General features: G+C 53.9%; 20 protein-coding genes and 1 pseudogene. 2 read left to right on the top strand and 19 right to left on the bottom strand.

Annotated elements, in window-relative coordinates:
• Positions 1-121 precede the first annotated feature (121 nt).
• Together BMZ63_RS00730 and BMZ63_RS00735 are read left to right on the top strand one after the other, a co-directional pair.
• The gene (locus tag BMZ63_RS00730) at positions 122-1150 is read left to right on the top strand and encodes a response regulator (RefSeq protein ID WP_091700384.1); all 1029 of its coding nucleotides are present in this window, start codon (positions 122-124) and stop codon (positions 1148-1150) included.
• 2 nt (positions 1151-1152) lie between these two features.
• A complete protein-coding gene (locus BMZ63_RS00735) occupies positions 1153-2124 on the top strand; it encodes a sensor domain-containing diguanylate cyclase (RefSeq protein ID WP_091700386.1) in 972 nt (323 codons plus the stop codon).
• A gap of 193 nt (positions 2125-2317) precedes the next feature.
• On the opposite strand, the gene BMZ63_RS00740 is transcribed toward BMZ63_RS00735, so the two are convergent.
• The 19 genes and pseudogenes from BMZ63_RS00740 to BMZ63_RS00835 all read right to left on the bottom strand — a co-directional run bounded on the left by BMZ63_RS00740 (position 2318) and on the right by BMZ63_RS00835 (position 17585).
• Positions 2318-2683: a histone-like nucleoid-structuring protein, MvaT/MvaU family gene (locus BMZ63_RS00740; RefSeq protein ID WP_091700387.1), complete on the bottom strand. Its 366-nt coding sequence runs from the start codon at positions 2681-2683 to the stop codon at positions 2318-2320.
• Positions 2684-2870: 187 nt separating this feature from the next.
• Positions 2871-4793, bottom strand: a complete 1923-nt coding sequence (locus BMZ63_RS00745; protein ID WP_091700389.1) for a nucleoside-diphosphate sugar epimerase/dehydratase — start codon at positions 4791-4793, stop codon at positions 2871-2873.
• A 136-nt stretch (positions 4794-4929) separates the two neighbouring features.
• Positions 4930-5679 (bottom strand): YdcF family protein, encoded by a 750-nt coding sequence (locus BMZ63_RS00750; RefSeq protein ID WP_091700391.1) that lies wholly within the window; start codon positions 5677-5679, stop codon positions 4930-4932.
• 117 nt (positions 5680-5796) lie between these two features.
• Positions 5797-7374: pseudogene (pgm, locus tag BMZ63_RS00755) on the bottom strand (phosphoglucomutase (alpha-D-glucose-1,6-bisphosphate-dependent)); the annotation flags it as partial.
• 19 nt (positions 7375-7393) lie between these two features.
• Positions 7394-7915 (bottom strand): helix-turn-helix transcriptional regulator, encoded by a 522-nt coding sequence (locus BMZ63_RS00760; protein ID WP_091700395.1) that lies wholly within the window; start codon positions 7913-7915, stop codon positions 7394-7396.
• Between the two features lies 1 nt (position 7916).
• Complete coding sequence (locus BMZ63_RS15090; RefSeq protein ID WP_091700397.1) at positions 7917-8180, bottom strand: hypothetical protein; 264 nt, start codon at positions 8178-8180, stop codon at positions 7917-7919.
• Between the two features lie 57 nt (positions 8181-8237).
• Positions 8238-9404 (bottom strand): nucleotide sugar dehydrogenase, encoded by a 1167-nt coding sequence (locus BMZ63_RS00770; RefSeq protein WP_091700398.1) that lies wholly within the window; start codon positions 9402-9404, stop codon positions 8238-8240.
• Positions 9405-9418: 14 nt separating this feature from the next.
• Positions 9419-9718, bottom strand: coding sequence for a type II toxin-antitoxin system RelE/ParE family toxin (locus BMZ63_RS00775; RefSeq protein WP_091700400.1), 300 nt, complete (start codon positions 9716-9718; stop codon positions 9419-9421).
• On the bottom strand, positions 9696-9962 hold the full coding sequence (locus tag BMZ63_RS00780; protein ID WP_091700402.1) for a type II toxin-antitoxin system ParD family antitoxin: 267 nt from the start codon (positions 9960-9962) through the stop codon (positions 9696-9698). Before BMZ63_RS00780 ends, BMZ63_RS00775 begins: the two co-directional genes overlap by 23 nt.
• Positions 9963-10336: 374 nt before the next feature.
• Positions 10337-10588: a DUF2442 domain-containing protein gene (locus tag BMZ63_RS00790; protein ID WP_091700406.1), complete on the bottom strand. Its 252-nt coding sequence runs from the start codon at positions 10586-10588 to the stop codon at positions 10337-10339.
• Entirely contained in the window at positions 10572-10814 is a 243-nt protein-coding gene (locus BMZ63_RS00795; RefSeq protein WP_091700408.1) for a DUF4160 domain-containing protein, read from the bottom strand. The genes BMZ63_RS00790 and BMZ63_RS00795 overlap by 17 nt, the downstream gene beginning before the upstream one ends.
• A 34-nt stretch (positions 10815-10848) precedes the next feature.
• Positions 10849-11106: a hypothetical protein gene (locus BMZ63_RS00800; protein WP_227663684.1), complete on the bottom strand. Its 258-nt coding sequence runs from the start codon at positions 11104-11106 to the stop codon at positions 10849-10851.
• On the bottom strand, positions 11103-11468 hold the full coding sequence (locus tag BMZ63_RS00805; RefSeq protein WP_091700410.1) for a GxxExxY protein: 366 nt from the start codon (positions 11466-11468) through the stop codon (positions 11103-11105). The genes BMZ63_RS00800 and BMZ63_RS00805 overlap by 4 nt, the downstream gene beginning before the upstream one ends.
• 124 nt (positions 11469-11592) lie before the next feature.
• On the bottom strand, positions 11593-12609 hold the full coding sequence (locus BMZ63_RS00810) for a DUF2235 domain-containing protein (RefSeq protein WP_177187001.1): 1017 nt from the start codon (positions 12607-12609) through the stop codon (positions 11593-11595).
• Between the two features lie 39 nt (positions 12610-12648).
• The gene (locus tag BMZ63_RS00815; RefSeq protein ID WP_091700412.1) at positions 12649-13206 is read right to left on the bottom strand and encodes a sugar transferase; all 558 of its coding nucleotides are present in this window, start codon (positions 13204-13206) and stop codon (positions 12649-12651) included.
• On the bottom strand, positions 13203-14150 hold the full coding sequence (locus BMZ63_RS00820; protein WP_091700414.1) for a UDP-glucose 4-epimerase family protein: 948 nt from the start codon (positions 14148-14150) through the stop codon (positions 13203-13205). The genes BMZ63_RS00815 and BMZ63_RS00820 overlap by 4 nt, the downstream gene beginning before the upstream one ends.
• Positions 14151-14162: 12 nt before the next feature.
• Complete coding sequence (locus BMZ63_RS00825; protein ID WP_091700415.1) at positions 14163-14957, bottom strand: glycosyltransferase family 2 protein; 795 nt, start codon at positions 14955-14957, stop codon at positions 14163-14165.
• Positions 14944-16350: a mannose-1-phosphate guanylyltransferase/mannose-6-phosphate isomerase gene (locus BMZ63_RS00830; RefSeq protein WP_091700417.1), complete on the bottom strand. Its 1407-nt coding sequence runs from the start codon at positions 16348-16350 to the stop codon at positions 14944-14946. The genes BMZ63_RS00825 and BMZ63_RS00830 overlap by 14 nt, the downstream gene beginning before the upstream one ends.
• On the bottom strand, positions 16335-17585 hold the full coding sequence (locus BMZ63_RS00835; protein WP_091700419.1) for an O-antigen ligase family protein: 1251 nt from the start codon (positions 17583-17585) through the stop codon (positions 16335-16337). Before BMZ63_RS00835 ends, BMZ63_RS00830 begins: the two co-directional genes overlap by 16 nt.
• Between the last annotated feature and the right edge of the window lie 27 nt (positions 17586-17612).

Raw genomic sequence — 17612 nt, forward strand, 5'->3', positions numbered from 1 at the left:
TTTCACGAATTTTGGGGTGGTGTGTCAAACTTTGCAAATCCTTGATGTAGCCTGCTCATACATGTATTTACACTGCTATAATGGCTACCTTTAACAAACAACCAATAACAACTTTGGCGCAATGACCTCCCAAATCCTGATCTGCGACGACTCCTCGCTCGCCAGAAAACAGATGGCCCGCGCCCTGCCCCCGGGCCTGGCAGACAGCATTGCTTTCGCCCCCAGTGGCGAAGATGCCTTGCGCCTGGTTCGAACTGCCACCATTGACCTACTGTTTCTGGATTTGAACATGCCGGGCCTGGATGGCTACCAGGTACTGGAACAGATCCAGAAAGACGACCTGCCCGTGCTCACCATCGTGGTCTCCGGCGACATCCAGCCCGAAGCCCGGGCTCGCGTACGCAAACTCGGCGCCATCGATTTCATCAAAAAGCCGACCGACACTGCCCACGTTGCACAATTGCTTGAAGAATACGGTTTCTACCGCCCCAACGAGCTGGAAACAGCCGCGCAGAAAGACGGCTGGCTAAATGCGAGCAGTGGCGAGCCCGCGGAAATCTCCGTCAGCCTGAACGACTACCTTCAGGAAATCGCCAACGTGGCCATGGGCCGCTCATCGGATTTGCTCGCTCGCCTGCTAAAGGTCTTTGTCCGCCAGCCCATCCCGAACGTGGCGTTTATCAGCAGCTCCGAGCTGAGTATGGCCATTTCCGCCGCCGAGCGGGAAAATGAATATTCCGCCGTTTGCCAGGGTTTCACCGGCTCTGGCCTGGCCGGCGAGGCGCTGCTGTTGTTTGAAGACGCCAGCTTCCGTGAAATGGCTGAGCTGCTGCATTACGACGTGCTTGAAGGCGAAGCCGTGAACGTGGAGGTGCTGATGGACATGTCCAGCATCCTGTTTGGCGCCTTTCTCAATGGCATCAGCGACCAGCTCGACATAAAACTGGGCCTGGGCCACCCGGCAGTCCTCGGCCAGCACCGCCCCATCCATGAGTTGCTGGAGCACCACAACAGCCGGGAAGAGCAACTGCTGTGCGTCGAGATCAGCTACGCCATTGAAAACCGCGACATCCACTGCGACATGCTGATTCTGCTCACGGAAGAATCCATCGCTTTCCTGGAAAAACGCCTCAAATACCTGGTGAATTGATCATGTTGGCCCTGAAAAACACCGATACAGAAGCGTTTCACTGGCTGTTCGACATGCTCGAATCGGTCGAAGTTGGCCTGGTGGTGCTCGACCAGGACTTCCGAGTGCAGGCCTGGAACGGCTTCATGGAAAACCACAGTGGCATCACCCCCGGACAAATCCGCGACAAAGTCCTGTTCGACGTGTTCCCGGACATCCCGGAAAGCTGGCTGAAGCGCAAGGTGGACTCCGTGGTCACCCTCAACACCCGCGCGTTCACCTCCTGGGAGCAGCGGCCTTACCTGTTCCGGTTTCGAAACAGCCGGCCGATCACCGGCATCGAAAAGTACATGTACCAGAACCTCACCATCAGCCCGCTCACCAACACCCGGGGCGAGGTGGACCGCGTATGCCTGCTGATCTACGACGTCACCGAATTCGCCAGCAGTAAACGGGCGCTTGAACGGGCCAACGAACAACTCGCGAAACTGAGCATGACAGACCGCCTCACCGGCCTGCTGAATCGCGGCACCTGGGAAAACCTGGTCGACGTGGAGTTCGGCCGGTACCGCCGCTATGGCAACCCTGTCAGCCTGGTCATGTTCGACATCGACCATTTCAAAAAAGTGAACGACACCCACGGCCACCTGGCCGGCGATGAAGTGATTCGCCACACCGCCAAAATCACCCGCGACAGCATCCGCCAGACCGACAGCGCCGGGCGCTACGGCGGCGAAGAGTTCGGGCTGATCCTGCCGGAAACCGACGGCGAAGGTGCCGCCATCATCTGCGACCGCATACGCATGGCCATTGAAGAGAGCGTGGTGAAAACCACCGTGGCGGATATTCAGTACACGGTAAGCGTGGGCATTGCCGAACTCGATTCACAGCCGGAGAACTACATGCAGTGGCTGCAGCAAGCAGACGAAGCGCTGTATGAAGCGAAAGAAGGTGGGAGAAATTGCGTGGTGGTTTACCAGGGGTGGGGAGTTTAGGGGCGCGCAAACGCGATTTTTATCCCCCTCTCCCCCAACCCCTCTCCCACAAGGGGAGAGGGGAGATGAGGATTCCCCGCAACCATTCCCTCTCCCCTTGTGGGAGAAGGGATGAAGGCTCTCTGCAACCATTCCCTCTCCCCTTGTGGGAGAGGGCCAGGGAGAGGGGGATAAATAGAAGGCATTTATGCCCTCATTCACTCCAGCTCTGAACCGCTTCCTTGCCCCACTTCTCACGCCACTCATTCAGAGTCTTGTGATTACCACCGCGGGTTTTAACCACCTCACCGGTGTGGGGGTTCTTGTAAGTCTTCATCGGGCGCTTGGCACGGGTACCGGAAGTATCCGCTTTTGCACCGGCAATGGAAGGATCAATAGCGGCAAGAATCTGCAAAACATCTTTCGGGGCTTTGTCATATTTTTTCATCAAATCCCGAACTTCATTTTCAAAAGCCAGCTCGGATTTTAATGCCTGATCCTGCTCCAGCTTTTCGAGCTCTTCCGCCAGCTGTTCCATCAACTGTTTCTTCTGGTAATAGTCGTTAATTTTGGTAGCCATATAAATAAACCCTGTTCCGAAATAAAAGTGGGCATTTAGTAACGCACACAAATAATAATGAACAAAGGCCAAACAGGCAAAGTAAATTATTTAATAAATATTAACTCAGTCTCACTAAATGGGGTCGGGTACGGGGTCGGGTACAGGGTCAGACCCCGTACCCGACCCCGTACCCGACCCCATTAGATTAAGAAAGGTGGAGAACTTTGGCGGGAGTTTCTGGCGAAGGCAGGTTGCACCACACCAAATCCGCCATGTCGCTGCTGGGGGTATAGGCGGTGCGGGCTTTCTGGAGGAGGTCTACCACGGCCTGGCAGTCGAAGTTATGGCTTGCCTGGGTAAATCTGGCCAGCAGTGGCTCCAGCTCCTCCCAGGGCAGGGACACTTCCCGGGCCATCATAATCCGGGGGTGAGCGGTGCCTTGCGGGTCATTGCCAATCAGCAACTCTTCATAAAGCTTTTCGCCCGGGCGCAGGCCGGAGAAAACAATTTCGATATCACCGTCGGGGTTATGCTCGTCTTTTTCATCCAGACCCATCAAATGAATCATCTTGCGGGCCAGATCAACAATTTTCACCGGCTCGCCCATATCCAGCACAAACACTTCGCCGCCCTGCCCCATGCTGCCTGCCTGCAAAACCAGCTGGCTGGCTTCGGGAATGGTCATGAAGTAACGAATAATATCCGGATGGGTGACCGTCACCGGCCCGCCATCGCGAATCTGGTCACGGAACAGCGGCACCACAGAGCCGGAAGAGCCCAGCACATTGCCGAAACGCACCATGGAGAACACCGTCTCGCTCTGGCGCCGGGCCAGGCCCTGCAACACCAGTTCGGCCATACGCTTGCTGGCGCCCATCACATTGGTCGGGCGAACCGCCTTGTCGGTGGAGATCAACACAAAACGCTCAACACCAGCGGCAATAGCGGCCTCGGCCGTGTGCCAGGTGCCGAAGACATTATTCTGCACACCTTCAATAATATTGTGCTCTACCAGCGGCACATGCTTGTAGGCCGCCGCGTGGTACACGGTATTCACGCCAAAGGCCTTCATAACCGCCTCACAACGCCGGCGATGGGCCACGTTGCCCAGCAACGGGTGAATCTCCACACCCAGGCCTTCAATGTCGTTAATCGCCTGCAGTTCGCGCTCAATGCTGTAAAGAGAGAATTCCGACTGCTCAAACAACACCAGCGACTTTGGCCGATGCTGGATAATCTGGCGGCACAGTTCCGAACCAATGGAGCCACCGGCGCCGGTCACCATCACGGCCTTGCCCTGCAGACTCTGCGCCACCTGGGCGTTGTCCGGGCGCACCGGATCACGGCCCAGCAGATCTTCAATTTCAAGGTCCCGGATATCGTTAATGCGCTTTTGCCCGGCCACCAGCTCAGACATGCTGGGCACGGTCTGTACCGGTACTGAAAGGGGTTCAAGCTGGCGAAGCAACCGACGGCGATCCACCCCGGAATCGGCATCCAGAGCCAACAGGAGCCGCTCGCCCCGGCGCGCACTAACAGCTGTCTCAATATAATTGATGTCGTATACCGGCAAACCATTAATCAGTGTTTTGTGGTTGCCAGAGTGGAAACTGATAAACGCAACGGGGTGAAACTCGGTGCCCTGCTGCAAGGCCTGGCACAATTGCAGGCCAGTTTCACCCGCGCCAACAATAATCACACGTTCCTTGTTCTTGCGAAGCGGCCGCGACACAATCATGCGAATACTCAAGCGGCTGCCCGCCACAAAAATAAAGGCCAGCGCGGCATAAATCACCGGCACGGACCGAGGCACCAGTACCTCAAACCAGAAGCCAAGAAAAATCAGCGCCAAAGCGGAACTGATAACACCCAGAACCACGGTGCCGAAGGCCTTGTCACTGAGGTAGCGAACCACCGCACGATAAAGCCCCAAACGCACAAACAGCCCCACCGTGAAAACCACCGTAAGCCCGCACACCAGCACCATATCCAGGCTCGGCACCCAGGGCCACTGGTCCAGACGCAAAGCAAAAGACGCCCAAAGCGCAAACGACAGCGCCATCACATCTGCCGCGACGGATATCAGGCGCTTATACAGGCGCGGAAGATTCAGGAACTTTTGGAACATGCATGTAACCTTTCAAGGACCAACTGATGTGATTAGCCACGAAATCCACCAAAGAACACTAAAGAGCTTCGCTCTGAAATACTTTTCTGCTTTAAATTTCGTGTTCTTTCGTGGATTTCGTGGCAAAAACGGTTTTTTACCGCCCCACGAGCTTACCAACAATCTCTTTAATCGCCCGGCTGCTGCCATCCAGTGCGTCGGTATGGGGCAGCCACAGGCGCCAGCCAGGGGCGCCGCGCACTTCGTGGTCGGTGGCGGCAGGGATCACTTCCAGCCCCTGCGCCTCAAACAGTGCCACAGAACGCGGCATGTGCAGGGCCGAGGTTACCAGCAATATCCTGTTGATGCCCCGCCTGGCCAGAATCCCAGCGGTAAATTCGGCATTCTGGGTGGTATTACGGGCTTGGTCCTCCAGCACCATGGCGGAATCCGGCACGCCCAGATCCGACATGAACCGGCGCATGCTTTCAGCGGAGGAGCTGGCGCTGAATCGGGGATCGTAACCGCCGGTCAGAATCAACAACGGCGCCTTGCCAGCCTCATACAAACGGGCACCGTGCCATTCCCTGTCCGAAGCGGCGCCCAGGTTCGGATAATCCTGATCATACTGCATGGGCCAGGTGCCGCCGCCCAGCACCACAATAGCCTCTGCTTCCGGCGTGGCCTCCACCGCCATGGGAGGGTGCTGGCTTTCCAGATAGCCACGCAGGGCGTAGCTGGTCGCCGGCAAAGACCAGACCCACAGCCAAGCCACCGACAAAACGCCAAGCACCAAAGCCAGGCGACGAAGGCCAACAAAGCCCGCGATCAGCGCCAGCAGGCCTCCCAACAGCGCTGAGCCTAAGGGAGAGATAATGGCGATGGCAATTTTGGAGATTACAAACATTAAAAGACTCTTTTTTGCCACGAAATCCACGAAAGAACACTAAATTAAAAACAAAAAAGCTTTTCAGAGCGAAGCTCTTTTCGTGTTCTTTCGTGGATTTCGTGGCTAATCAATCTTTTACAACAACGCTTCAGCCTGCCCGAAAATCTGCTCCAGGTGCTCCGGCCCCACAAAGCTCTCCGCGTAAATCTTACAGAGATCCTCAGTACCGCTAGGCCGTGCAGCAAACCAGCCATTTTGAGTGGTCACTTTCAGGCCGCCAATGGCTGCACCATTACCCGGGGCTTCGGTGAAGACACCCAGAACGGGGTCTCCGGCCAGCTCGGTAAACGGCACATCGTCGGGTTTTAACGCCTTCAAACGCTGTTTCTGCTCCGCCGTGGCGGGGAAGTCCTTGCGCTGGTAGCGGGGCGCGCCGTGCTGTTCGGTCAGTTCTCCGTAGTACTCACTGGGCAACTTTCCGGTTTTGGCCGTTATTTCAGCGGCCAGCAGGCAAAGGATGATGCCGTCCTTGTCCGTGCTCCAGGGTTTGCCGTCAAAGGTCAGGAAGCTGGCACCAGCGCTTTCTTCGCCGCCAAACGCCAGTGTGCCCTGATGCAGGCCTTCCACAAACCACTTGAACCCCACCGGCACCTCGTACAACTCACGGCCATTGGCGGCCACCACCCGGTCAATCATCGAAGACGACACCAGGGTTTTGCCAATGGCCAGGCTCGCAGGCCACTGTGGCCGGTGCTTGAGCAAATAATCCACGCACACGGCCAGATAATGGTTCGGGTTCATCAGCCCGGTCGCATCCACAATACCGTGGCGATCGGCGTCCGGGTCATTGCCGAAGGCCAGGTTAAAGCGGTCTTTGATCGTCAGCAGATTGGCCATGGCGGCAGTGCTGGAGCAGTCCATACGGATCTTGCCGTCGTGGTCCGGCGGCATAAAGGCAAACGCCGGGTCCACAGTGCGGTTGACCACCTCAAGCGCCAGCCCATAATGCCCGGCCAGCGCTTCCCACACCGCCAGAGCAGAACCACCCATGGGGTCCACCCCCAGCTTCAGGCCGCTTTTGGCAATAGCCGGCATATCCACCACTTCACCCAGCGCCTGCACATAGTCACCCACATAATCGTGACGCTGCGCTTCCACCACGGCAATGCGCCGGGGCGACGTGCGCACACCGGCAAGCCCCGCAGCCAGTAATTCATTGGCGCGGTCTTCAATCCAACCCGTGGCGTCTGTGCCTGCCGGGCCGCCGTCAGGGCCGTTGTATTTAATGCCACCATCTTCCGGAGGATTGTGGGACGGGGTGATAATCAGCCCGTCTGCCAGCTCACCGGTGCCACTGGCGTTATGGCGCAAAATGGCGTGGGATACCAGCGGTGTGGGCGTGAGGCCACCGGCCGAATCCACCCGCATGGGCACATCATTTCCCGAAAGCACTTCCAGCACCGAATCCATCGCAGGGCCTGACAGCGCATGGGTATCCTTGCCCACAAACAACGGCCCGGAAATGCCCTGAGCCCGGCGCCAGTCCACCACCGCCTGGGCAATGGCCAGGATGTGATAACGGTTAAAACTGCCTTTCAATGAGCTGCCCCGATGGCCGGAGGTGCCAAACGCCACCTTCTCCGAGGGCTCATCCGGGTTCGGTGTGCGTTCGGTGTAGGCGGCGAGGATTTTGTTAATCTGGGACATGGAATTCCTTGTTCTTTTATGGCGCTTACAAGCTTGCGGCCAGCTGTTTCAAATCGTCTGCCGGCACACGCTGAAAATCACGAGCCATATTCAGGCGCATAGTGAACTGGGCAATTTCTTTGGAAGCTGGGCTCGTAGACTGGTCTCGATATGCCTCAAACCACTCCAGCACATCGGCCAGATGCCACAGCGCTGCGCGGCCCTCGTGCAGCGGTAACGGGAAGCTGTTCACATGGGTTTGTAGCAGCTTTCGCATATTCTGGCGGGTGAATCCAAACATCTCCGCAATGTCCGTAACACCCACCAAGTCCGGCTCAGCTTCTATCAGCTTGGCATCCGGGATCGCGCTCTTCACATCGGTAATCGCGCTGATGATCGCCTGGTTCGCCGAGTCGCTCTCGCGGCAAAATGCCAAGGCCAAGCGCCCTTTAGTGCCGACACCAATCAAAGCGTCGTCACAACCGGCCTCAAACAACTTGTCCTCAATCACACCCTGAGCCAAGTTTTCAGCTACTGAAAACTTCAGCGTAAATTCATACTCTGCCATTTTAACTGCCCCCTCTGGAGGAACTATCCTCGCCAGTACAGTTATCTACTACCCGCCGAATCTGCTTCGCATGGTTCTCCGCATTGCGCGGCGTGCTCCAGATACTGGTAATGCAGAACTCACCGCAACGACAATTCTGATCATTAAACGGGCAATACATCCGCCCCCAAGCATGCCCGGAGGCCGGCTCTATTCGCCAGCCACAAGCTTCGGCATGTGATAGCGCTTGTTCGATAACCTTGTTCTTATGGCGAGAACGAGCCATGTCTAAATCCTTTTAGAGCATAGAAAGGAAGCATGAAGTTGTCAACTGACAACCCTGTCAGTCACTACCAAACAAATCCCGGGTATAAACCTTTTCCTCCACATCCGCCAGATTCTCGCTCCGGCGGTTGGCGACAATCACATCCGCTTCCTGCTTGAAGGCTTCCAGGTCACGAATCACGCGGGAGTTGAAGAAATCGTCTTCCTTCAGCTCCGGCTCGTACACAATCACCTCAATGCCCTTGGCCTTGATGCGCTTCATAATGCCCTGAATAGCCGACGCACGGAAATTGTCCGAGCCGGATTTCATCACCAGGCGATACACGCCCACCACCTGAGGCTTGCGGGCCAGAATATCGTCTGCGATGAAGTCCTTGCGGGTGCGGTTGGCATCCACAATAGCCCGGATCAGATTATTGGGCACTTCTTCGTAGTTGGCCAGCAGTTGCTTGGTGTCTTTGGGCAGGCAGTAGCCGCCGTAGCCGAACGACGGGTTGTTGTAATGGTCGCCAATGCGCGGGTCCAGGCCCACGCCATCAATAATCTGGCGGGTATTCAGGCCGTGCCGGGCCGCGTAGGTGTCCAGCTCGTTGAAGTAGGCCACGCGCATGGCCAGGTACGTATTGGAGAACAGTTTGATGGCCTCGGCCTCGGTGCTGTCGGTAAACAGAACCGGCGCGTCCTCTTTTACAGCGCCCTGCTTCAGCAGCCCGGCAAACACCTCGGCACGCTCGGAACGCTCGCCGACAATAATGCGCGAGGGGTACAGGTTGTCGTGCAGCGCCTTGCCTTCGCGCAGAAACTCCGGCGAGAAGATCACATTGTTGGTTTCAAACTGCTCGCAAATCTCTTTGGTATAACCCACCGGCACCGTGGATTTAATCACCATCACCGCGCCCGGGTTAATGGCCATGACATCCTGAATCACCGACTCAACGGTTTTGGTGTTGAAGTAGTTGGTCTGCGGGTCGTAATCCGTGGGCGTGGCAATCACCACAAAATCCGCGCCCTGGTACGCCTGTTCCTTGTCCAGCGTGGCGGTGAAGTTCAATTCCTTATTGGCCAGAAAATCGGAGATTTCCGCATCAATAATCGGGCTCTTGCGGTTGTTCAGCAACTCGACTTTCTCCGGATCAATATCCAGAGCAACCACTTCGTTGTGCTGGGCCAGTAGCATGGCATTGGAAAGACCAACGTAGCCTGTACCGGCGATGGCGATTTTCATAGTGTTACCTCAATCTACAAAACAGAATCAAACAAAACGCCAAGGCTCTGGCTGCGCAGAATACGAACAATTAAAACCACTCCATCATCAACTCGATAGTAAATGGAGTGGCTCTTATACACGCTGAGCCTATAGCCTGGCTTAATATGGTCTACAGCGGGGTATAATTGCGGCTGATCAGCGATCTGCTTGAAACGGTCTTCCATACCGTCCGCGTAGACATCGGCCTGCAAAGAACCGAAATTAATCAGCCCATACATGTAAATGGATTCAAAATCCTCATCGGCACGCTCACTGAGCCTGTAACTTGCCATCCTTAATGAGCCTCTCCCTGGCTGCTTCACGAATCTCCTGCGGGGTCCGGTCACTCAACCCGCTTTGCTCGCCCTCTAACAGAGCAGCACGCAACTGGTGCAGCCAGGCATTACGCTCCTGATCTCTTCGAACTAAATCGCGAAAATACTCGCTGTCATTTGTAAAATCACCAGAGGTAATACGGGATTTAACCCAATCGCCCTGGGTGTCGGTCAGGGTTATTGTCTTGCGTATCGTCGCCATGCGAGACCTCTGCATCAATATTCATACTTTTGGTGCAGTATAGCACACTTGTATTTTGCCCCAGTCCCCACCAACCCTCTCCACCGCCCGAAAAGCCGGACGACAGAACTCTCCCTCACCCCCCCCAAACCAACGGAATCAACCCAATAGCCTGTGATCAGAGTGGTTTCGGCAGGTTCTGCCAGGCGCAGTTGAATCAGGGCACAGATGCCGTCGGCATCGCCGTTAAAAACGTCGTAGGTAGGCATAAACTCTCTTGGAAGGAAGATTCTTAACGAGTAGCGGATCAGCAGTCACGCCAAGCGCTGCTTGATATGGGCCTCAATAACCTTTTGATAAGAGGCTGAGACACGTTTCTTTTTCTGGCTTAGCTTTCACGCTGCATGATCTTGTTTGGGGTGCGTTTGGTCACCCTGACCCGCCAACAACCCCTGCACACTGATATCTTCATCAAGGTCATCCCAATGAATACCGTGCACGCTCAATTCAAAACCATCGCGGGCAGCTTTGTCGGCATGCAATAGCCGAGGAAACCAGGCCAAAGGCGCGCCAATAGTCCGACCATCAGACAAAATAACCCAAAGGCTATCTTCGTCAAACCAAACTTTTTCAGGCGAAATAGTCATGCCACGCATCCTCCAAAACTTCACGGTGGTGTTCCGTTACCTCCAACAATACCCGAATCGTACGCGCATCAAAACCATCATTTCGGGCCAACGATACGTCTGGAGATAGCCAGAATTTTGCTTCCTTGCCAGCGGCTCTAACATGAATGTGGGCCGGCTCCAGCGGATTGCCTTCGTTTGAGTAGAAAAAGAACTTAAAACCTTGATATCTGAAAACAACGGGCACGGCTTTGCTCCTCTAAACTATTATGCTCCCTGCTCTACGCCCAAACCTCGTCCTCTGCCGAGCCCTTCCATTCATCAATATTCCCTGCCGCATGGTTTGAAAGCGCACGCACCTCTGAATCTGAACCCTCTAGCAAAACCACGATTCGTGCATGCGTATTTTTCAAACGGGCGTACTGTTCCGGGATTTTGACGACACCGTCTCGAATGTCAGCTTCAAATTCGACAGCGTACATACTTTCCTCCACCGCAAAGGCTTCATAGCCACCATCATAACAAGTATATTCGCTCACAGTACCACCCGCTTCACCACCGCCTTCGGAAACGAAAAATTCACCAGTAACCCAAGCTCCTTCCCGGTGGCCTTCAGGTAGTTGATCAACTGAGCCTCCGCCGCCAGGGGCATCTTTTGCTGGGCTTTGAGTTCGATGATAACGGCATCCTCCACCAGCAGGTCCAGCCGGTGCTCTGCAATGGACTCGCCTTTGTAGTGAATAACCACAGGCACCTCACACTGCACCGACAACCCCGCAAGCTGCAGCTCCCTAACCAGCGCCTTCTGATAAACCGACTCCAGAAAACCTGCCCCCAGGTGCCGGTACACTTCATACACACAACCGGTAATGCGGTAGCAGAGCTCTTTTTCCTTGAGCATTTTACATCCTTATTTTTAAAGATATTTTTGCCACGAAATCCACGAAAGAACACGAAATAAAGGCAAGGAAATCCTGATTCTTAATCAGTTAATCTTTGTTCGTGTTCTTTCGTGGGTTTCGTGGCTAAAAAATCACTTGTATTTCATCCCAGCTACCACCGACCCTCTCCAACAACCCCCGCAAAGCCGGGCTACGATACGAAACCCCATCATCCTCCCACCGCTGCCGAACACTCACATGCACCACCGGCTCCACCTCCCGTACGATGCGCCGGCGCATGGCGCGGTAGAAGCCTTTGTATTCGTTGTGCTGCGGGCCGGTGTGGTCCGGGGCCAGGTTATCCAGGAAGTGGGGTTCGAAAACCAGGCCGCAGGTTTCTGCCTCACGGGCCAGCCACTGGCCGGCGTGGTCGCCCAGGGCGCGGTTGCGGTAGCCGCCGCCAATATCAGTGTGCACGCCGGCGAACCACACCTGTTTGAGGTCTACCCCGGCTTTTGGGGTCCACAGGGTTGGCTCGAAATCCTGGCGGTTTTCATCAATGGAAACAGCATGGCGGGCATGATTGATAATGCTGCCGGGTTCGGTGTCGTGGAACAGGTAGCGGGAGGTGCCCAGGGTTCCCAGAAACGGCGCGGGAATGCCCAATGCGCCGACAGTGTCGAACACACCCACAAAGTGGACCCGGCCGCCACCGGGCACTGCGTAATCCCGACGAAAAGCAGCGGCTTTGCTGCTACCCGGTGCCGAAGCGCGGCTGCGTTGGCGGTACAGCGAATACGCCTTCGCGGCTTTGCCGGCATGTTCCCGGCGCAGAATACCGCAATTGCCAATCAACCCCGCCAACGACCGAACCGTGTAAGCACCCCGGCTGAAGCCAAACAGATATACCGCATCGCCGTCATCGTAGTTGTGCACTAGAAAGCGGTAGCAATCCAGAATGTTCTTGTCGATGCCCTTGCCCGTGGCCCCGCCGGTCAGCGGGTTGCCGTCCGAGCCCACGCCCCAGTCATAAAACACCACCTGCTTGTTGCCGGCGGCATCTTCCGGGGCAATGCCACGGGCGATGCGCAGAATGTGGGTGGCCGTGTCAGATTCGGGGGATTGCCAGGTGCCATCTGAGCAGATGATGATGTTTTTCATAATGCCTCCTGTTCCTTGGAGTTGATAAAAATTCCTTTTTTAATCTTTACCAGGCACCCGATCCCCGGCGCCCTTACCCGCCACAGTCATGAAGATATATTTGAAGTAAGCACCCACTGTCAGGTTCTCTAGCATCTTCTGGTCCGTCTCCGCCAACAACACCGGCGTAGACATATCAATATCATTCACCTGCGCCAACCCGGTAATACCCGGCCGGGCAGCCAATACATCCCGTTGCTCACGCTCGCCAATCAATTCTTCCTGATTGAACAAACAAGGCCGAGGGCCCACCAGGCTCATTTCACCTTTCAGCACATTCCACAGCTGCGGCAACTCATCCAGCTTGGTGCGGCGAAGGAAGTGCCCGAAAGGCGTAATCGCACTGGCACTGGCCAGGTGGCTGGCGACAGAGGCGGTGTCTTTTTTCATGGTGCGGAACTTAACCAGAGTGAACGGCTTTTTGTTGCGCCCTACCCGCTCCTGGCGAAAAACCGGAGAGCCGGTATCGAAAAAGCCAATAACCACCAGAAGCAACAGCACCGGAAAGCCAAACAGCAAACCAAATAACGAAAAGAAAAAATCAAATAAACGAATCAAGAAGCATTCTCCGAAACAAAACAACGCCGAAGCCCTTCCTCCACAGACAGTGGCGGCTCCCAGCCCAATAGATTACGTGCCTTGGAAATATCCACCTCCAACGAACCCAGCAAACGATGGGCAACGGCTTTCTTACCCAACAAACCGGCACCGAACATCAGCATACCCGCAGGCACGGGAACCAACCGGGCGGGCTTCCCCATGGCCCGGCCAACGCCGCGCAGCAATTCCGTGGTAGACACATCCTGGCCATCACCGGCGAGAAATACCTGGTTGGCCGCAGCGGGGTGATCAATGCAGGTAATGATTAAATCAACCAGATTGTCCAAAGCCACAAGTGAACGTTTGTTGTGGATGGAACCCAAGGGCAGCGGCAACCCTTTCTCAACTAACTTGATCATACTCGCGAAGTTGCCTTTTACACCCGGCCCGTACACCAAGGGCGGGCGGATGATGACAACCTCCATCCCGGTTTCAGAAGCAATCTTATGCAGGCCGGTCTCAGCTTCCAGCTTGGAAACACCATAGGGGTCCTCCGGTGCAGGAACATCCTCAGCAGTATAGGGTTTGCCCAACGGAGTCTGTTCACCGTTAACCTTGATGGAACTGATATAGATAAAACGAGACACTCCCGCCTCCGCAGCCTGGCGGGCAAGATTAAGAGTGCCTTCTACGTTAACTTTGCGGTACTCCGCCAATGGGTCTGGCACTTCATCTTTCATGATGTGGGCGCGGGCGGCGGTATGGGCAACAACCTGTTGATCGACCAAAGCAGCAGACCAATCGGTATCCCCGCTCAAGCTTCCAACCAATACCTCACGGCCATTCGCAATTGCTCCGGGCCGCCGAACCGAGCAGGTCAAATCAAAGCAATTTCGGTGGTCAATCTGCTCAGCGACGCGGGAACCTACAAAGCCGGTTGCACCCGTTAATAAAACATTCACAAAAACAACACCCTATTCAGAAATGCCGCCAGGGCGCTTCCGAAGCTCAAGAAGTTTGAAAGGGATTTTGGTCAGCACCATTAACAGATTGGTATAGAGGTTGTTTTCCCTACAGGCCCGTACAATTTCCTGGTTGAGTATCAGGCTGCTTTTTATGCCTCCAGTACTTACACCACCGGCCCTCATCCTGACAATTACCCGATCCAACCAGCGATAATTCAGCTTGGCCTTAACCAGCCAGCGCACGAAAATTTCATAATCCGCTGAGATTTTCATATCCAAACGGTACTCGCCATGCTGCTCATAGACTGCTTTTTTTACAAAGGTGGCAGGATGGGGGGGCATCCAGCCAAACCGTAATTTCCAGGGCCGGAAGTGCCCAGCATGGTAGAACCGGCTTACCGTTTTCAGGTCTGGAGGAGTAACAAAAACAACGTCACCAAAAACGATGTCTAGCGTTTGGTCTGCCTCGAACGCCTCTACAATCGCGGCAACCACCTCATCGCTCTCGTAAAAATCATCAGAATTGAGGATGCCTACAATATCCCCACTCGCCATACGAATGCCCTTATTCATGGCATCGTAAAGCCCTTTGTCGGGTTCGCTGATGACGGGCCCCAGAGACTCCCGATAATCCGACACCATATCCATAGTGCCGTCATCAGAGCCCCCGTCTACCACGATATGCTCAATATTTGGGTAGGTTTGAGAGCGAACGGACTCAAGCGTATCGGCAATGGTTTTTGCGCTGTTATAGCAAACAGTCACTATGGAGACTTTAGGCAGCGCCTCATCAGGTGCGTCCATACTGGTCCTTCAGCCTCACAATATCGTCCTCACCAAGATAAGAGCCGGACTGAACTTCAATCAATTCCAACGGAATGACACCGGGGTTCTCCAGGCAATGCACTTGGCCCACCGGAATATAGGTAGACTGATTTTCCGTAACCAGAAACTCCTTCTCCCCAACCGTCACTTTTGCGGTACCGCTTACAACAATCCAATGCTCCGCACGATGGTGATGCATCTGTACCGAAAGCCTGGCTCCAGGTTTAACTGTTATTCGCTTGACCTGATACCGCTCACCGTTGTCAATCGAGTCATACACGCCCCAAGGCCTATATACCTCACGATGGTTCATATGCTCATGGCGGCCATCATTTTTGATGGCTTCAACCACCTTTTTGACATCCTGAACGTGGTCTTTGTGAGCAACCAACACTGCATCTTTGGTCTCAACAACAATCAGGTCTTCCACACCCACGGTAGCAACCAGTTTATGTTCGGCATGAATCAGGCTGTTACGGGTATTAATGGCCAGCGCATCACCTTTGCACACATTGCCCTCAGAGTCTTTTTCGCCAATCTCCCACAAGGCCGACCAGGAGCCAATATCACTCCAACCCGCATCCAGAGGAATCACTGCCGCATCAGACGTTTTCTCCATTACGGCATAGTCGATCGACTCTTCGGGGCATTCAGCAAAAGCAGCCTCGTCTACCCGCACAAAATCCATGTCCTGGCTGCCACCTTGGAATGCCCGGGTACAGGCTTCCAGAATATCCGGACGAAACTCACACAGTGCCTCAAGATAGACACTCGCCTTGAACATGAACATGCCGCTGTTCCAGTAATAGTCTCCTGAGCCCAAGTAATCTTGTGCTGTACCCGAATCAGGTTTTTCCACGAACCGCGCTACCTCAAAACCCTGCTGCGGCAGTGATGCCCCCCTTTGAATGTAACCATACCCGGTTTCAGCATGAGTAGGCACAATACCAAAGGTCACCAGTTTGTTTTTACGTGCCAACACCTCCGCAGCCTGAACGGCTTGCTGAAAACCTTTTTCGTCAGCAATAAAGTGATCTGCCGCCAAGACCAGCAGCACTGGATCCTCGCCGTTAAGTGCAGCGTTCAAAGCTGCGAGCGCTATGGCTGGTGCGGTGTTGCGACCAGCGGGTTCAAGTAGAATGCTGGCATCGGTAACTGCCAACTGACGCAACTGTTCCGCCACCATAAAACGGTGAGATTCATTGCAGATAATGGACGGTGGTGAAGTTTCAAGCCCATCCAGGCGAGACAAAGTCTGCTGCAAGAGGGTGCTATCCCCGCAGAGTTTCAGAAACTGCTTGGGGTTCAGCTGACGAGACAAAGGCCACAGGCGCGAGCCAGTGCCGCCGGCCATGATTATCGGTAGAAGCATGTTAAGCCTTTAGTTTTGTATCCAGAATAGAAACCGAAACGGTATGCCCCCATAAAAACCGCCGCAAAAACAATAAATATGAATAAATGCGACATCATCACGATCGAGAAGCTGAACAGCCCAGCAGTAAATGAACATAAAATCAAGGCGGCAAGAATCCTGTTTTCCAGAATTCTGGACATAAAGCCAATTATGGTGTAACTCAACACGAAATAGACCAGTACCATCGAAGCTATACCACCCAGAACGCCAAATCTGAAAACCAGCTCAATTATAATATTATGAGGATAAGCAAGGCCTGAGCTAAACCCGACTCCCCAAAAAGGACTCTCTCCGAACGCCCTCAACCATTGGTTAAACAGTTCTATACGCACACTTCCGGAAGCCCCGGGATTACCGGAAAAAAGTGAAAAAACTCCACCAACTGCCCGTGATTCAACAAAATAAAAAACACCAACCACAGACATCAAAAGGAAAGAAATCAGAAATCTTAAATTAACTCTTTCTTTAACTTTCCCACTAAAAATATATGAAGAAGAAAAACAGATACCATAAAAAAGTAGAGTAACAATTACGGACACAACTGCCCCGCGCCCCCCAGACAAAATCAACCCCAGGAAAGACATAATCATAGAAATGAGAAGAAATGAGCGAACCACAAAACCAAACTTGACTTTACTTATGAGGCAAATAAAAGAAGCTGAAAAAGAAAGACCACAAAGCAAAGAAAAATATATGGGGTTTCGACCAGCCACACTTAACCTACTACCGTGCGACTCTCCCCATAACATGAGGTAGACAACGAGTAAAGAGACAACCAAGCAAAAATACAGATAAAAATGGAATAAACTGAAAGACTTATCAGACGCAATCACCCAAGCAACTCCGCCCAGGAAAATTGCAGCATAAAAGAATCTTAACGAGAAGAAAATTGACTCCTCAGGGGCAAAATTTTTAATTGCAGAGAACACAATGAAGAAATTGATAAAAAGAAAAAGCATCAAAATCTTGCCGCCCCGATCGACAAGTACTCTTCCGGAAGCAAGGAATCCCAGAATGACCAAACTCCCGAAAATCAAAGGGAACGCGGATGCCAGAAGCTCGACATTGCTTCCCAGATACGTACCCACTATCCCACTGATGTAATAGGAACACAGCACAAAAGCCAAACCAAGTTCTACGGCAATACCTGAAAGAAAGCGGCCGGGATTTCTAAAAAATGACATGGAAATCATTTAGCTAAACCACCGGAACCTGTAGCA

Origin of the sequence: Marinobacter persicus (genome assembly GCF_900114155.1) — a bacterium.
GTDB classification, from domain to species: Bacteria; Pseudomonadota; Gammaproteobacteria; order Pseudomonadales; family Oleiphilaceae; genus Marinobacter; species Marinobacter persicus.

Excerpts from the sequence above, each read along its gene's own strand:
- BMZ63_RS00735 (WP_091700386.1), top strand. The coding sequence starts at position 1,153 with ATGTTGGCCCTGAAAAACACCGATACAGAAGCGTTTCACTGGCTGTTC.
- BMZ63_RS00750 (WP_091700391.1), bottom strand. The coding sequence starts at position 5,679 with ATGTTTGTAATCTCCAAAATTGCCATCGCCATTATCTCTCCCTTAGGC.
- BMZ63_RS00740 (WP_091700387.1), bottom strand. The coding sequence starts at position 2,683 with ATGGCTACCAAAATTAACGACTATTACCAGAAGAAACAGTTGATGGAA.
- BMZ63_RS00780 (WP_091700402.1), bottom strand. The coding sequence starts at position 9,962 with ATGGCGACGATACGCAAGACAATAACCCTGACCGACACCCAGGGCGAT.
- BMZ63_RS00805 (WP_091700410.1), bottom strand. The coding sequence starts at position 11,468 with ATGCTCAAGGAAAAAGAGCTCTGCTACCGCATTACCGGTTGTGTGTAT.
- BMZ63_RS15090 (WP_091700397.1), bottom strand. The coding sequence starts at position 8,180 with ATGGCTCGTTCTCGCCATAAGAACAAGGTTATCGAACAAGCGCTATCA.
- BMZ63_RS00825 (WP_091700415.1), bottom strand. The coding sequence starts at position 14,957 with ATGGACGCACCTGATGAGGCGCTGCCTAAAGTCTCCATAGTGACTGTT.
- BMZ63_RS00830 (WP_091700417.1), bottom strand. The coding sequence starts at position 16,350 with ATGCTTCTACCGATAATCATGGCCGGCGGCACTGGCTCGCGCCTGTGG.
- BMZ63_RS00745 (WP_091700389.1), bottom strand. The coding sequence starts at position 4,793 with ATGTTCCAAAAGTTCCTGAATCTTCCGCGCCTGTATAAGCGCCTGATA.
- BMZ63_RS00760 (WP_091700395.1), bottom strand. The coding sequence starts at position 7,915 with ATGGCAGAGTATGAATTTACGCTGAAGTTTTCAGTAGCTGAAAACTTG.
- BMZ63_RS00775 (WP_091700400.1), bottom strand. The coding sequence starts at position 9,718 with ATGGCAAGTTACAGGCTCAGTGAGCGTGCCGATGAGGATTTTGAATCC.
- BMZ63_RS00835 (WP_091700419.1), bottom strand. The coding sequence starts at position 17,585 with ATGATTTCCATGTCATTTTTTAGAAATCCCGGCCGCTTTCTTTCAGGT.
- BMZ63_RS00810 (WP_177187001.1), bottom strand. The coding sequence starts at position 12,609 with ATGAAAAACATCATCATCTGCTCAGATGGCACCTGGCAATCCCCCGAA.
- BMZ63_RS00770 (WP_091700398.1), bottom strand. The coding sequence starts at position 9,404 with ATGAAAATCGCCATCGCCGGTACAGGCTACGTTGGTCTTTCCAATGCC.
- BMZ63_RS00790 (WP_091700406.1), bottom strand. The coding sequence starts at position 10,588 with ATGACTATTTCGCCTGAAAAAGTTTGGTTTGACGAAGATAGCCTTTGG.
- BMZ63_RS00730 (WP_091700384.1), top strand. The coding sequence starts at position 122 with ATGACCTCCCAAATCCTGATCTGCGACGACTCCTCGCTCGCCAGAAAA.